The following is a 14,287-nucleotide window of genomic DNA, read 5'->3' as shown; positions in this document are numbered from 1 at the left end:
CATGCAGGTATGGCACACGGCGATGACGGGTACACCCCGGCACTGGCGGCCGCAGCGGGGCATGCGCAGGCCTGGCTGGACAGCCTTTCCCACCGCCCCGTGGGACCCAGCCTGCACGCCTCCGAGCTCGCCGCAGTGTTTGGCGGGCCCCTGCCGCCGGCGGGCATGCCCGCCGATGAGGTAGTCAATTTCCTGGCCAACGCAGCGGGGCCGGGGCTCATGGCCATGCCCTCGGGCCGGTTCTTCGGCTGGGTTATCGGCGGGACACTGCCCGCGGCCCTGGCGTCGGACTGGCTGGTCAGCGCCTGGGACCAGAACGCCGGGCTCCGCTATGCAACCCCGGCCACCGCGGCGATTGAGGAAGCCGCCGGACAGTGGGTCCTGGAGTTGCTGGGCCTGCCTTCGACTGCCGACGTCGGATTCGTCACGGGCGCCACCATGGCAAATTTCACCGGGATGGCGGCCGCCCGCTGGCGGTTGCTCGCCGATGCGGGCTGGGACCTGGACCGGGACGGACTCTTCGGCGCACCCCGGATCCGCTGCTTCGTGGGACGGGAACGGCACGACACCGTGGACCTTGGCCTGCGCTACCTGGGCCTGGGACAGCCCACGCAGGTCCCCGCCGACGGGCAGGGCCGCCTGGTCCCCGCAGCACTGGACGCCGCCCTTGCCGCCGGCACCGGCCCCGCCCTGGTGTGCCTCCAGGCAGGCAACCTGCACTCCGGCGCCTTCGACCCCTTCACCGAGGCCATCGCCGTTGCCCGCAAACATGGCGCCTGGGTGCACGTTGATGGCGCCTTCGGGCTGTGGGCCGCGGCCGCGCCGGAACTGCGGCACCTCATGCGCGGCTGTGAGGAAGCGGACTCGTGGGGGACGGATGCCCACAAAACCCTGAATGTGCCGTACGACTGCGGCATTGCCATCGTCAGGGACCCGTCAGCCCTGCGGGCCGCCATGGGCCTGCACGCCAGCTATCTCGTCCACGATGCGGAAGGCCCGGGCGACCCGTTCGAGAAGGTCCCGGAACTGTCCCGGCGGGCCCGCGGAGTGCCGGTATGGGCGGCCCTGAAAAGCCTGGGCCGGGACGGCGTGGCAGCCCAGGTGGGCGGACTGGCCTCTGCTGCCACCGCAATCGCCCAAGGCATGGCGGCTTTGGACGGCGTGGAGGTGCTCAACGACGTCGGCTACACCCAGGTGTGCCTGGCTTTTGGCGACGACGACACCACCCGCGCAGTCACAGCCCGCATCATCGAGGAGGGAAGGGTGTGGATGTCCGGCTCACGGTGGCGGGACCGCGACATCCTTCGGGTTTCGGTGAGCAACTGGCATACCTCGGACGACGAGGTGGCCATAGCCGTGGATGCTGTCCGCTCAGCCCTGGCTGCTGTTCGGAACTCCTGACGGTTTTTCGATCGTTCTTCACCGGACGGTGCGGCCCTCTCGGGGTGCGGAGTGCCCTTAGCCGCCCTGGCCGGGTTCCGGCAGCGCATGGGGATGCGGGAGGCCTTCCAAGGTGTTTCCGGCAAGGGTGCTGGCAACCCAGAGGGACCGGGCCAGGTCGCCAGGATGGCGGTGCGACGCGTACCACAGGGCATTGTCCACCTCCCTGGCGATACCCCATTGCCGGGCTACATCGGAGTCAAGTCCGGCGGCCGTGCTGAAGTCGTTGCAGCGGCTGAGCAGCGACGGCCCGGCTTGGACTGCCGGCAGGTCTCCAAGGCGGTTCCACAGCAGCGGCGCCACCGCGAACTCCGGCTCGCCGATCATCGGCTGGGGGTCGATCGCCGCGTAACCTGCCGGTGCCGGCGGCCCGTCCGTGCCCGGGCGCGCGAGGATGTTCAGGAAATGGAGGTCGGTGTGGACCAGCAGATCATGCGCGGACCGGCGTCCCACCGCGCCGCGCGTCTGGCACACCTCCAGGGCTGCCTCCAACAGCCACCTGGGAAACGGCCGGCCCAGCTGCTCCCAGTCCGCTGGAAGGTCGTCACTCCACTGTTCCGCCCTGGCCGCGATGTGACCGAATTCCCGCCACTCAGGGCGGTGGTCAGGGACAATCCCCAGCTGCCGCACCAGCCCGCCCCACACCTGCGCGGCGTCCTCCATCGCCAGGTCCGCCAGCGTCCTGCCGGCGTCGAGGCGTTCCAGGAGCATGGCGCAAGACCCTGCATCAGAGGCCAGCAGCGCAACTGCGCCCCGGCCGTCCCAAAGCGCAAGGGCATGCCGCTCCACCGTTGCCTCGTCGTGGGGAAAAGCGATCTTGAGCGCTGCCGGGGAGCCATCGTGCCGGCGCACCGGCACCACCAAGCCGCCGTGGCCGTTCCACGGCAGGGTCGCAGGCGGCAGGTCAACCGCCAGTTGCCACTGCTCCAAGCGGTCCCGCAGCAGGACCGGAAGGCTGACAAGCCATGCCCTTCCCTCGCTGCTGCGGGCGTAGCGGGCCGAAAGGCCGGGCGGAATGGGGACCGCCGCCGCGGAGCCGCTCACCATGGGGTTGGTCATCCCGTTGTCAGGAATCATGGGATCGGGAATCACGGCGTCAGGAATCACAGCGTCAGGCACCGCGGGGTCAGACAACACCGGAGGCCCCGAGCAGGTTGCCGATCAGGAATGTTGCAGCGAGCGCCAAGGCACCGCCCACCACCACGCGGACGGCGGCGCGTGTTTTTGAACCGCCGCCGATCCAGGCGCCAACTGCCCCCGTCAAGGCCAAAGCCAGCAGGACCGAAATAAAAGTCAGCAGGACCCGGATCTCCGGCGGCGGAAGCAGGATGGCCAGCATGGGCAGGATGGCCCCGACGGTGAACGCGATGGCGGAAGCGAAAGCCGCATGCCAGGGGCTGACGATGTCCGCCTCATCAATGTTGAGCTCGGCGGACAGGTGCGCGGCCAGCACATCGTGGGCGGTAAGCTCCCGGGCAACCTTGGCCGCTGTTTCAGGGGTGAGACCCTTGGCCTGGTAGATGGCGGTCAGCTCGGCCAGTTCCGCTTCCGGTTCTTCCGCCAGCTCGCGGCGTTCCTTCTCGATCAGGGCCCGCTGGCTGTCGCTTTGGCTGCTGACCGACACATATTCGCCCAAGGCCATCGACACTGCACCGCCCACCACTCCGGCGACGCCTGCCGTGAGGATGGGTCCTATCTCGGCGGTGGCCCCGGCCACGCCCACCACAATGGCAGCGACGGAGACAATGCCGTCATTGGCGCCCAGGACGCCAGCCCTGAGCCAGTTCAGCCGGTGCGCAATATCGTTGCCGTGTGGTTCGGTCTCGAGGTGGCTGTTGAGCCCGGGGCTCGCTGCCGTCCCTCCCGGGTCGTCGGCCGGTTGGTCCGCGTTCATCCCATCAGCAAACCACCCATGCCCGCCCATCGCCACCCTGTAGGCGGCTTTCTTCGGGCACGCGACAGAACGAAACGGGCACGCTGAGACCGCACGGGTTCAGGATGCGGTTGGCGACGTCGTGGGGCCGGCGCTGGCAGGAAGCCTGGCACCGGCAGGGAGGGCGGGCAGTTGGTCGACGTCCAGGGCCAGGCCGGGAACAGGTCCGGGGTCTGCGCCCCACCGCATGGCCCGTCCGGCGGCAGACTGCAGCGCTGACATTGCCCACTGCCGGTTCTGGCCCTGGGATACCGCCACGACGTCGCCGTAGGCCGCCAGCGTGGCCGTCTCAAGCTTGCCCAAACCGGCGGCCGGTGCTGCCAGGAAGCCAGGATCAAGGACGTACCCGGGCTGTTGCGGCACGGGCGCGCCGCAGGCAGACAGCAGGCGTTCCTCCGCGGCCGCGGCCTGTTCCTTATGCCGGACCAGGAATTCCGACGCCGGTCCCTCCTCCGCGGGCGCCAGCCGGGGGAGTGCCGCCTGGTAGCCGTAGGTGGCCTGGTGCTCCGCGGTGATGGCAGCGGCCAGTGCCTGGCGTATCCCCGCAGCAGTGCCGGGCCCGGTGGTCTCCGGGACGGTGGCCGGCGCCGAAGGCGAGGGGCAGGGCGCTGGGGTTCTCGCTGCCCCGGAAGTCTGTCCCTCAGTTACTCCCGTACCCTCCGTTCCTGACTGTCCCTGCGTTCCTGCGTGTCCCTGCGGCGCGGGCATCCCCGTTGCGGCAGCAAGACGCCCGGCTGCGAGGAGCTGTGCCGTGCCGGTGCCCGCCAGAAGCCGCGCCATGCCGCCGTCGGCCGTTTCCGCGTCCTTGACGCGCGCGGCGCCGCTGTCAGCCAGGGCCTGGACAAATTCGGCGGCAGTTGGGAGGCCGGCACTGGGAAGATTGGCACTGGGAAGATTTGCGCTGGGAAGATTGGCACTGGGGAGGCCGGAAGTGGAAGGTGGTGGGGGCGACGCCGGCGCTGACTCCGGGGCAGGGCCCAGCAGTGCCCTTGCCTGGATGGTCAGCAAGGTCACAACCGGCTCCAGCACGGTGGCGTCCGCGGCACCGGCGGAGGCGAGCTGCATTCCCGCAGTACGCAGGTCCACTGCCTTGCTGAACGCCGCCGCCCGGGCCCGCTCCGAGAAGGAAGGCTGGGCAGGTGCGGGCTTTTCCGCGGGAACCAGGGCAAAACCGAGGCTCAGGACAACCAGCGCGGCAAGGGCGAAGACGGCAAAACGGAGCGGGCGCATGCGGGGGCTGGGGTCCTGGGGGCGGTCTTTCACAACAGACCATGGTGTCACGCTGAAGGGGAACCCGGGTGCACCAATGGCCGGTAAAATAGCTACGCTAGTAAAACCACATCATCTATAGGGAGGCGGCCGGCATCGTGAGCAATGCAGAAGCCACGGCTTCACCAGACCACACCGGTACGGGAAGCGGATCCGCGCCGGCCCACAACCCCGAAGCTGCCCGGCTCCGGGCCCTCCTGGAACCCGCAGTACAGGCCAACCGCCTGTACCTGGAGGATGTGGCCATCATCCCCGGCTCGCACCGGGTGGTCCACGTCGTGGTGGACCTGCCGCAGGAGGAAAGCGGTGGCGTCAGCCTTGACGTCATTGCGGACATCTCCAAAGTGCTCTCGGATGTACTGGACAACGATCCCAACGACGACGGCCGTCCGTATGACCTCGAAGTGTCCTCGCCCGGCGTGGGGCGCCCCCTGACGGAACCCCGCCACTGGCACCGGGCCCGTGGCCGGATGGTCAAGGTGAACGTGATCCAGGGCGACAACATCACCGGCCGCATCCAGTCCGTGGACGATGGGGGAGTCACCCTGGTCCCGGAGGTCGCCGTCAAGAAGGGCATGAAGCCCCGGCAGGGCGAACCCGTAAAACTTCCTTTCGACAGGATCCGCAACGGAAAAGTCGAGATCGAATTCAGCCACCTCCCCGAGGACGGTCTGGAACCTGAACACAATGGACCTTCTGAGGAGGCCTGATGGATATTGACATGAGCGCACTGAGACTTTTGGAGCGTGAGCGTGAAATCCCGCTGGACCTCCTGATCCCCACCATCGAGCAGGCGCTCCTGGTGGCCTACCACAAGTCACCCGGCGCCTTCGAGAAAGCGCGCGCCGAGCTGGACCGCAAGAGCGGCCACGTCACTATTTGGGCCGTGGAGATTGACGACGACGGCGCCCCCATCGGTGAATTCGAGCACACCCCGGAAGGGTTCGGCCGGATCGCCGCCAGCACTGCTCGCCAGATCATCCTGCAGCGGCTCCGCGATGTCGAGGACGATAACGTCCTGGGCGAATTCAAGGGCCGCGAAGGCGAACTGGTGTCCGGTACCATCCAGCAGGGCAACAACCCGCACATGATCCAGGTAAACCTCGGCTCCATCGAAGCCCTGCTGCCGCCGCCCGAGCAGGTTCCCGGTGAGAAGTACATCCACGGCAACCGCCTCCGCGCGTTGGTCATCGACGTGCACCGCGGGACCAAGGGTCCGTCCGTCACGCTGTCCCGGTCCCACCCGGGCCTGGTCCGCAAGCTCTTCGAACTCGAAGTACCCGAGATCGCCGACCACTCCGTGGAAATCGTTGCCCTGGCCCGCGAAGCCGGCCACCGCACCAAGATCGCCGTCAAGGCGAACACCCCGGGGATCAACGCCAAGGGTGCCTGCATCGGCGAGATGGGCTCACGCGTGCGCGCGGTCATGACCGAGTTGAACGATGAAAAGATCGACATCGTTGACTTCAGCGAGAACCCGGCCACCTTCATCGCCAGCGCACTCTCGCCGTCGCGCGTGAATTCCGTCACCATCACGGACGAAGCCACGCGCTCCGCCCGGGTTGTCGTTCCCGACTACCAGCTGTCGCTGGCCATCGGCAAGGAAGGCCAGAACGCCCGGCTGGCGGCGAAGCTGACCGGCTGGCGCATCGACATCGTCTCCGACGCCGCGGTTTCCCGCGACAAGTAACGTCCAGGCACCGGTGGCTGGCGCGACGCGGCGGCCACCCGGTTTCTGGCAGAACGGCCCAAAGGGGCTAGAATAGACAGGACCGCGCCTAACGGCCGGTAGCCGTGTGCCTTGGGCGTGCTCGTTTCCGTAACTGCGGAAGCGGTAAACCTTCGGCCAGCAGAATGAACGTCAGGACGATGACCGTGGCAGAAGTGCTTTCCACCGGAAGTCAACCTGAACGTACCTGCATCGGATGCCGGAAGAAAGGCCCGCGGTCGCAGTTGCTCCGGCTCGTCGCCGAAGGCAGCGGGTCAACCGCTGTCCTGGTGGATGAACGACGCCGGATGTCTGGCCGGGGTGCATGGCTGCACCCCAGCCAATCGTGCCTGGCTCTGGCGATCAAGCGGCGAGCATTCGGACGTGCCCTTCCGGGCGCAACCGGAACAGTCGCCGTCGAACACTGGATCATGTCAGGTCCGAACGTTGACGCCGCCCCGGTGGCTGCAACACCAACCGTCCAACCTGAAAGCGGGTCAGAAATCTGATGGAAACCCGATGAGTTCCCAGCGATGAGTGCGTAACGATGACAACTTTGTTGCGCTCTGCAATGGGCCCCTTCGCATCAACAGCGGCTGGGGTCCGCAGTAAGAAGTAGACGGTTCGTGCCTGGCTCGGTGCGGACCGAGACAGGAGAAATGTGGCCAAGGTCCGCGTACATGAGCTCGCCAAAGAGCTCGGTATAACTTCCAAAGATGCAGTGACAAAACTGCAGGAACTGGGCGAATTCGTTCGCTCCGCCTCGTCAACCATTGAGGCCCCCGTTGTGCGGAAACTGCGCAACGCCTTCCCCGACGCCGCTGCCAAGTCAGCGGCCCCGGCCGCAGCGCCCGCCGCTGCACCCAAGGCACCTGCCCCCGTGGCAGAATCACGCCCTTCAGCACCGGCTCCCGGCCCCGCTGCGCCCAAGGCTCCGGCCCCCAAGGCACAGGCACCGGCTCCCGCTGCCCCCACCGCACCTGCACAGGCAGAAGCACCGGCTGCGCCGGCCGCCACGCCTGCCGCCCCCGCGGCTCCGTCCGCGGGTGCTCCCTCCACCGGCGCCAAGCCCGGTGCACGCCCGGCACCCAAGGCCGAAACCCCGGCTCCCTCCACCCGTCCGGGTGGATCCACGCCGGGCGGGTCCGGCCCGCGTCCCGGCGGTCCCCGTCCGGGCAACAACCCCTTCGCCACCTCGCAGGGCATGCCCCGCGGCCGCGGCGGAGACGGTGAACGCGCCCCCCGTCCGGGCAACAACCCCTTCGCCACTTCGCAGGGTATGCCCCGCCCCGGTGGCAGCCGTACCGACGGCGACCGCCCCGGTGGTCCCCGTCCCGCAGCAGGTGCAGGCGGACCTCGTCCGGGTGGGCCGCGTCCCGCAGCGGGTGCCGGTGGCCCCCGTCCTGCAGCAGGCGCAGGCGGACCCCGTCCGGGCGCTCCCCGTCCCGGCGGTCCCCGTCCTACTCCCGGCATGATGCCCAACCGCACTGAGCGTCCCGCACCCGCAGGTGCCGGCCGTCCGGGCGGCGGCGGCCGCGGTCCCGGACGCCCTGGTGGCGCTCCCGGTACCGGTGGTCCCGGTGCCGGCGGCGGTGCTCCCGCCGGCGGTGGCTTCGGCAAGGGCGGCCGCGGCCGCGGCGGCACCCAGGGTGCCTTCGGCAAGGGCGGCGCAGGCCGTGGCAAGCAGCGCAAGTCGAAGCGTGCAAAGCGCCAGGAACTTGAGCAGATGAGTGCCCCGTCGCTGGGTGGCGTGAGCGTACCCCGCGGCGACGGCAACACCGTCATCCGGCTCCGCCGTGGCTCGTCCATCACGGACTTTGCCGACAAGATCGAGGCAAACCCCGCCGCACTGGTGACGGTGCTGTTCCACCTTGGTGAAATGGCCACCGCCACCCAGTCGCTGGACGAGGACACCTTCGCCCTGCTCGGCGAGGAACTGGGCTACAAGCTCCAGGTCGTTTCCCCTGAGGACGAGGAGCGCGAGCTGCTCTCCAGCTTCGACATCGACTTTGATGCCGAACTCGAAGCCGAAGGCGACGAGGAACTGGAAGCACGTCCCCCGGTTGTCACCGTCATGGGCCACGTCGACCACGGTAAGACCCGGCTGCTCGACGCCATCCGCAAGTCCGACGTCATGGCGGGCGAGCACGGCGGCATCACCCAGCACATCGGTGCCTACCAGGTCACGCACAACCACGACGGCAACGACCGCAAGATCACGTTCATCGATACCCCGGGCCACGAGGCGTTCACCGCCATGCGTGCCCGTGGTGCGAAGGTCACCGACATCGCCATCCTGGTGGTCGCAGCGGACGACGGCGTGATGCCGCAGACCGTTGAAGCCCTCAACCACGCCCAGGCGGCCAACGTGCCGATCGTCGTGGCAGTGAACAAGATCGACAAGGAAGGCGCCAACCCGGAGAAGGTCCGCGGCCAGCTGACCGAGTACGGCCTGGTTCCCGAGGAATACGGTGGCGACACCATGTTCGTGGAGGTCTCTGCCCGCCAGAACCTCAACATCGACGAGCTGCTCGAGGCGGTCCTGCTCACCGCGGACGCTGCCCTGGACATGCGCGCCAACCCGAACAAGGACGCCCGCGGCATCGCGATCGAAGCCAACCTGGATAAGGGCCGCGGTGCTGTTGCAACCGTCCTGGTCCAGTCCGGTACCTTGCGCGTCGGCGACACCATCGTGGCAGGTACGGCCCACGGCCGCGTCCGTGCGATGTTCGACGACGACGGCAGCGCCCTGACCGAGGCCGGTCCGTCCCGCCCCGTCCAGGTGCTGGGTCTGTCCAACGTGCCGCGCGCCGGCGACACCTTCTTCGTGACTGCTGACGAGCGCACCGCCCGCCAGATCGCCGAGAAGCGTGAAGCAGCCGACCGCAACGCCGCCCTGGCCAAGCGCCGCAAGCGCATCAGCCTGGAAGACTTCGACCAGGCCGTCGCCGAAGGCAAGATCGACACCCTCAACCTCATCCTCAAGGGTGACGTGTCCGGTGCCGTGGAAGCCCTCGAAGACGCGCTGCTCAAGATCGATGTCGGCGAAGGCGTGCAGCTGCGCGTCATCCACCGCGGTGTGGGTGCCATCACCCAGAACGACGTCAACCTGGCAACGGTCGACTCCGCCGTCATCATCGGCTTCAACGTCAAGCCCGCCGAGCGGGTTGCCGAACTGGCAGACCGCGAAGGCGTGGACATGCGCTTCTACTCCGTCATCTACGCAGCAATCGATGACATCGAGGCAGCGCTCAAGGGCATGCTCAAGCCGGAATACGAAGAAGTCCAGCTCGGCACCGCCGAGGTCCGCGAAGTCTTCCGCTCCTCCAAGTTCGGAAACATCGCCGGCTCGATCGTCCGCTCGGGCATCATCCGACGCAACGCCAAGGCACGCGTCAGCCGCGACGGCAAGATCATCGGTGACAACCTCACCGTTGAGTCGCTCAAGCGCTTCAAGGACGACGCCACCGAGGTCCGCACGGACTTCGAATGTGGTATCGGCCTTGGGTCGTACAACGACATCACCGAAGGCGACATCATCGAGACCTTCGAGATGCGCGAGAAGCCGCGCGTCTAACTCTTGTTAGTCCGTGGCCGGGGCCGTTGGATTTTTCCGGCGGCCCCGCCCCTTCGCTGGGCGGCTTGGGATCTTCGATCCCGCGCCGCCCAGCTTCGGCAGCGGAAATGGCCTTCCCAACACTCGCAAGCTCGCGTCGGGACCCTCGGCTATTTCCTTAGAAGCCACTCCCGGGCCGCCGGAAAAAATCCAACGGGTGCGTCATCGGCTCGCTTGGGTGCGTGGCATCCAGACCCTGGGCGCGTTGGCTGACGTTTGCGCCGCCGTCGTACGTCCCAAATTTTTCTTCTTTTAGGAGTTGTTCATGGCTGATCCGGCACGTGCTGCCAAATTGGCGCAGCGGATTAAGGTTGTTGTTGCTGAGGCCCTGGGCCGGAAGGTCAAGGATCCCCGGCTTGAGGGCATTACCGTTACCGATGCCCGCGTGACCAATGATCTGCAGCATGCCACCGTCTACTACACCGTCTTCGGGGACCAGGCTGTCCAGGCCGACGCTGCCAAGGGCCTTGAGAAGGCCAAGGGTGTGCTCCGGCAGGAGGTGGGCCGGAACATCACCGTCCGGCTGACCCCCACCCTCGAGTTCGTGGCCGACCAGATTCCGGTCAACGCCTCCAACCTGGAGGAACTGCTCCGGGAGGCCAAGAAGCGGGATGCCGAGGTTGCCGCCCTTGCCGCCAACGCCCGGCACGCCGGCGACGCGGATCCGTACAAGTCCGACGCGGTCGCCGACGTTGACATCGACGAGGACGACTTCGACGAAGAGGACCTGGACCTCAGCGACGACGAAGACCTCGACGAGGACGCCAACAAGTAGGCAGCGGACTTCCGCAAACACAGCAGCAGGACCCGGAGGCACCTCCGGGTCCTGCTGCGTTAGTGAACCTGCTTACCTGAGATCCGCCTTGATGACCCTGCCTGCAGGTGGCTTGGACGGGTCGCCAAGTGCGTCGATCGTGGCGTAGAGGGTGTGCCCGCTGATGTCGACATCCGCCGGCAGGTTCACCGCCAGGAACTGTGAGCGGTGGCCTTCGCAGTTGAACTTGATGATCTCACCGCCAAACAGTGAAGCGACGTACACATCACCGTTGTCTGTCACGGCCAGGCCCGTGGGGCTCATGATGTGATCGACCCAGAGATCCGTGTCGCCGTTCCATGGGTTGATCTTGAAGATGGCACCGCGTGCACCCAGTTCCGGTCCCTCGGGGCCGCCGGGCAGCGACGTCACGTACAGCATGCCGTCAGAACCGATCGCCACGTCGGTGGGTACCGGTTCGAAGGCATACTTATGACCAGCCACGCAGTCCGGCACCGTCATAGTGCCACCCTGCATGTCGGTGGGAACCACCAAACCCTTGGGGATGACCGCCGGGCGTGGAGGCAGGACAGCGACCGTATCTATGTCACCATTCTTCAGGTTGACCTTGAGGACAGCATTCATGCCGGCGTCAGCCACATATGCGGTGTCATCCTTCACTGCCAGCGCGTACGGATGGGAATCCACCAGGCCCTTGTACTTGGTAGGCGGGAAAGCCGGCCAGCCCGCAAGGCACTGGGCGCCCACGTCGTTGCCGAAACCATAGCGCTGGTCGCCATCGGGGTTGTGGCGCCGCTCGTAGTCGGCAAAGTTGGCGATCGTGTCCACGTCGCCCCTGGAATCGATTGACTTCAGGTGTCCGTCCAGTGCGGCCGGGTCTCCCTCGCCGGCGCCCACACTTTCAAGGAAATAGGTTGTGCTGCCGCGGGTATCTGCCCCGGCCACTTCCCAGCCCTTGGGAGTCTTTGTGGCCAGGTCTTCGGTGGACCCGTCCCGGCTGATCCGGGTGAGTTTCCCGGCAAAGTCCTGCGACACCAGGACCGTTCTTCCCGTTCCGGCGGTGACGTGCAGCGGTGAGACGAGGCCCCCTGCGAGGACGTCGTACCCGTCCGTACCGGTGGAAGCAGCGGCGGGGCCTGCGGACGCTATGGCAGCGGCCGAGGCCGCTACACAGGCTATAAGTGTGAGTCTTTTCTTCATTGGATTCTCCGGGGTGCGAGGCCCTTACGGGCTGGATGTGGCGCCTCCGTAGAGGCGAATATATCCCCCGGGCGTCAGCGTAGGCTCCTACCAGCGGGTAGGCGTTGGGGGCCTGCCCCCTTCCTGGCCCCCTTTCCGTCCCCCTATGGGGTGCACATGGCTAGGATCGTGCTATGACCTCCGCAGAACACGGCAACCGGGGCTTACGGCACCCTGCATTTGCCCAGTACCTTGAACAGGCCGTGGAGTTGGCCACACAAAATGTTGGTGAAGGCGGCGGCCCCTTCGGAGCTGTTGTGGTAACACCCGACGGGCGCGTGCATGCCGGGGTCAACAGGGTGACCCGGGACAACGATCCCACTGCCCACGCGGAAGTGGTGGCCATCCGGGCAGCGGCCGCGGCTGCGGCGGACTTCGACCTCACCGGCTCTGTCCTTTACGCAAGCTGCGAGCCGTGCCCCATGTGCCTGGCGTCTGCCTTGTGGGCCAGGATCGGCCACGTCTACTTCGCCGCGGACCGCCACGGCGCCGCTGCGGCAGGCTTCGACGACGCCCTCTTCTACGACTACTTCAGCGGCGCGGCCCCGGAGCTGATGCCCGTCACCAGGAGTGACATCCCGACGTCGGACGTCCCCTTCCAGGCGTGGCGCGCCTTTGACAGCAGGAAGGAATACTAGCCATGGAATCCGCCCTACTCCGCTGCCCCGCCTGCGGTAAGACCAACCGGGTGCCGGCCCAGGCCTCCGGACATCCCCGCTGCGGCAACTGCAAGGCGGACCTGCCCTGGATCGTGTCCGCGGGCGACAGCGACTTCGCCGCCGTGGCGGAGCAGTCGCCGGTTCCGGTGCTGGTGGATTTCTGGGCCGCCTGGTGCGGGCCCTGCCGCATGGTAAGCCCCGTCCTGGACCAGCTGGCCCGGGAGCGGCCCGGGAAGATCAAGCTGGTGAAGGTGGATGTGGACGCGTCTCCGGGCCTGTCGCGGCGGTTCGACGTCCAGGCCATTCCAACCCTCATGGTTCTGGTCGACGGAAAGGTCGCAGCCCGCCAGGCCGGCGCCGCACCGGCGGGCGTCCTCCGTTCCTGGCTGGACAAGGCCCTCGCCGGCGCCCGCAGCTAACAGGGCAGGCAGCTTCGCCGGCCGGCCAAGCCAGGTATCAACCCAGGACGTCAGGGCCGGCCGTCCGGAAGCCGGGACAGCCCGTCCAGCAGATCCTGCTTCCGGCCGCACAGCGCGATCCGGACCCACCCTTCGCCGATGGAGCCGAAGGCGGTCCCTGGGGCCAGCGCCACACCGGAATCCGCCAGGAAACGCCGAACCCAGGCCCGCACGTCCCCGCCGGTCACATGGGACATATCGGCCCAAAGGTAGAACGCCCCCTGCGCCGGCAGATAGCGGATCCCTTTTGCGGTGAGGACTGCCGAGGCGGCATCCCGGTTCTCCCGGTAGTGCTGGTGGGCGTGCCGGACGTAGTCCTGCGGCCCGGTCAGGGCAGCCAGCGCCGCGTACTGCGGCGCTGACGCCACGCACGACACGATGGATTCCATCACGTTGTCCATCTGCTGTTTGAGGCCGGGCGGGCAGATGAGCGCGCCGATTCGCAGACCCGTCAGGCCGTACGTCTTGGACAGTGTCAGCGAAGTGAACACGCGTGCATCCGCCGGGGTGCCGCCGTCGAACCTTGCCGGGCTGACGTGGGGAACATCGTAAGTGAACGCCTCGTAGCACTCGTCCGAAACCACCCAAATGTCATGCCGGCGGGCCAGGTCCATCAGTTCCCGGACCACTTCTTCACCCAGCACTGCTCCGAGGGGGTTGGACGGGGAATTGAGCACCAGCGCCCGGGTGCGGCTGGTGATGAGGGCCTCCACGTCGGCAACCTGTGGCTGGAAGCTGTGTTCGGGGCGCAGCGGATAGCCCACCGGCACGGCACCGAGCAACCGGCTGGTCATCGCAAAGGTGGGGTAGCCCGGGTTGGGGATCAGGATTTCGTCGCCGGGGGACAGCAGCAGGCTCATGGCGAAATGCAGGCCCTGCTGCGCCCCGGACACCACGTAGACGCGGTCAGCACCGACGTCCACCCCTTGTTCTTCCCGGAACCTGGCAGCGAACGCTTCCCGAAGGGCGGGGATCCCGGCGTTGGGTGTGTAGTTGGTTTCATCGCGGTCCAGGCAGGCGATGCCTGCGTCCAGGACATGGCGGGGGAGCGGGAAACCCGGCTCCCCGATACTCAACACAATGGCGCCGGGAGTACGCCACGCGGCCTCGGTGATCTCGCGGATCTGGTTGACGGGCACGTCGCGGACATGGGCGGCAAGCTCAGGCATGGCAGCCATCCTAGCCGTCCC

13 protein-coding genes are annotated in these 14,287 nt (G+C 67.3%); 8 read left to right on the top strand and 5 right to left on the bottom strand.

Going from position 1 to position 14,287, the window contains the following annotated elements; genetic code table 11:
* Window positions 1-9 precede the first annotated feature (9 nt).
* Window positions 10-1,401 (top strand): pyridoxal phosphate-dependent decarboxylase family protein, encoded by a 1,392-nt coding sequence (locus ACV095_RS13545; RefSeq protein WP_478222067.1) that lies wholly within the window; start codon window positions 10-12, stop codon window positions 1,399-1,401.
* A gap of 57 nt (window positions 1,402-1,458) precedes the next feature.
* Here the strand turns inward: ACV095_RS13545 and ACV095_RS13540 are convergent, their stop codons facing one another.
* The 3 genes from ACV095_RS13540 to ACV095_RS13530 form a co-directional block, all read right to left on the bottom strand.
* Entirely contained in the window at window positions 1,459-2,499 is a 1,041-nt protein-coding gene (locus ACV095_RS13540; protein ID WP_478223454.1) for an aminoglycoside phosphotransferase family protein, read from the bottom strand.
* 67 nt (window positions 2,500-2,566) lie between these two features.
* On the bottom strand, window positions 2,567-3,334 hold the full coding sequence (locus ACV095_RS13535) for a VIT1/CCC1 transporter family protein (protein ID WP_018771956.1): 768 nt from the start codon (window positions 3,332-3,334) through the stop codon (window positions 2,567-2,569).
* A 99-nt stretch (window positions 3,335-3,433) separates the two neighbouring features.
* The gene (locus ACV095_RS13530) at window positions 3,434-4,636 is read right to left on the bottom strand and encodes a DUF4439 domain-containing protein (RefSeq protein ID WP_478222066.1); all 1,203 of its coding nucleotides are present in this window, start codon (window positions 4,634-4,636) and stop codon (window positions 3,434-3,436) included.
* Window positions 4,637-4,740: 104 nt separating this feature from the next.
* On the opposite strand from ACV095_RS13530, the gene ACV095_RS13525 reads away from it, so the two are divergent.
* The 5 genes from ACV095_RS13525 (at window position 4,741) to rbfA (ending at window position 10,741) form a co-directional block, all read left to right on the top strand.
* A complete protein-coding gene (locus tag ACV095_RS13525; RefSeq protein WP_056389881.1) occupies window positions 4,741-5,352 on the top strand; it encodes a ribosome maturation factor RimP in 612 nt (203 codons plus the stop codon).
* On the top strand, window positions 5,352-6,332 hold the full coding sequence (nusA, locus tag ACV095_RS13520) for a transcription termination factor NusA (protein ID WP_018771959.1): 981 nt from the start codon (window positions 5,352-5,354) through the stop codon (window positions 6,330-6,332). Before ACV095_RS13525 ends, nusA begins: the two co-directional genes overlap by 1 nt.
* A 164-nt stretch (window positions 6,333-6,496) precedes the next feature.
* A complete protein-coding gene (locus ACV095_RS13515; RefSeq protein WP_478222065.1) occupies window positions 6,497-6,859 on the top strand; it encodes a YlxR family protein in 363 nt (120 codons plus the stop codon).
* A gap of 152 nt (window positions 6,860-7,011) precedes the next feature.
* Window positions 7,012-9,927, top strand: coding sequence for a translation initiation factor IF-2 (gene infB, locus ACV095_RS13510; protein ID WP_018771960.1), 2,916 nt, complete (start codon window positions 7,012-7,014; stop codon window positions 9,925-9,927).
* 304 nt (window positions 9,928-10,231) lie between these two features.
* Complete coding sequence (gene rbfA, locus ACV095_RS13505) at window positions 10,232-10,741, top strand: 30S ribosome-binding factor RbfA (RefSeq protein ID WP_018771961.1); 510 nt, start codon at window positions 10,232-10,234, stop codon at window positions 10,739-10,741.
* Between the two features lie 72 nt (window positions 10,742-10,813).
* Here the strand turns inward: rbfA and ACV095_RS13500 are convergent, their stop codons facing one another.
* Window positions 10,814-11,941, bottom strand: a complete 1,128-nt coding sequence (locus tag ACV095_RS13500; protein WP_026266186.1) for a ScyD/ScyE family protein — start codon at window positions 11,939-11,941, stop codon at window positions 10,814-10,816.
* Between the two features lie 173 nt (window positions 11,942-12,114).
* Between ACV095_RS13500 and ACV095_RS13495 the strand changes: the two genes are divergently transcribed.
* Window positions 12,115-12,618 carry a nucleoside deaminase gene (locus ACV095_RS13495; protein WP_018771963.1) on the top strand — a complete coding sequence of 168 codons (504 nt, stop codon included), beginning with the start codon at window positions 12,115-12,117 and terminating at the stop codon, window positions 12,616-12,618.
* Window positions 12,619-12,620: 2 nt separating this feature from the next.
* On the top strand, window positions 12,621-13,058 hold the full coding sequence (gene trxA, locus ACV095_RS13490; RefSeq protein WP_018771964.1) for a thioredoxin: 438 nt from the start codon (window positions 12,621-12,623) through the stop codon (window positions 13,056-13,058).
* A gap of 50 nt (window positions 13,059-13,108) precedes the next feature.
* On the opposite strand, the gene ACV095_RS13485 is transcribed toward trxA, so the two are convergent.
* Window positions 13,109-14,266, bottom strand: a complete 1,158-nt coding sequence (locus tag ACV095_RS13485) for a pyridoxal phosphate-dependent aminotransferase (RefSeq protein ID WP_478222064.1) — start codon at window positions 14,264-14,266, stop codon at window positions 13,109-13,111.
* Window positions 14,267-14,287 lie beyond the last annotated feature (21 nt).

It is taken from the genome of Arthrobacter sp. JDC6 (assembly GCF_056484025.1).
This window is presented reverse-complemented; position numbering and strand designations above follow the sequence as displayed.

Bases quoted from the DNA above. Each gene is read 5' to 3' on its own strand.
- ACV095_RS13485 (WP_478222064.1), bottom strand. From the start codon at position 14,266: ATGCCTGAGCTTGCCGCCCATGTCCGCGACGTGCCCGTCAACCAGATC.
- ACV095_RS13495 (WP_018771963.1), top strand. From the start codon at position 12,115: ATGACCTCCGCAGAACACGGCAACCGGGGCTTACGGCACCCTGCATTT.
- trxA (WP_018771964.1), top strand. From the start codon at position 12,621: ATGGAATCCGCCCTACTCCGCTGCCCCGCCTGCGGTAAGACCAACCGG.
- rbfA (WP_018771961.1), top strand. From the start codon at position 10,232: ATGGCTGATCCGGCACGTGCTGCCAAATTGGCGCAGCGGATTAAGGTT.
- nusA (WP_018771959.1), top strand. From the start codon at position 5,352: ATGGATATTGACATGAGCGCACTGAGACTTTTGGAGCGTGAGCGTGAA.
- ACV095_RS13545 (WP_478222067.1), top strand. From the start codon at position 10: ATGGCACACGGCGATGACGGGTACACCCCGGCACTGGCGGCCGCAGCG.
- ACV095_RS13500 (WP_026266186.1), bottom strand. From the start codon at position 11,941: ATGAAGAAAAGACTCACACTTATAGCCTGTGTAGCGGCCTCGGCCGCT.
- ACV095_RS13535 (WP_018771956.1), bottom strand. From the start codon at position 3,334: ATGAACGCGGACCAACCGGCCGACGACCCGGGAGGGACGGCAGCGAGC.
- ACV095_RS13515 (WP_478222065.1), top strand. From the start codon at position 6,497: ATGAACGTCAGGACGATGACCGTGGCAGAAGTGCTTTCCACCGGAAGT.
- ACV095_RS13540 (WP_478223454.1), bottom strand. From the start codon at position 2,499: ATGACCAACCCCATGGTGAGCGGCTCCGCGGCGGCGGTCCCCATTCCG.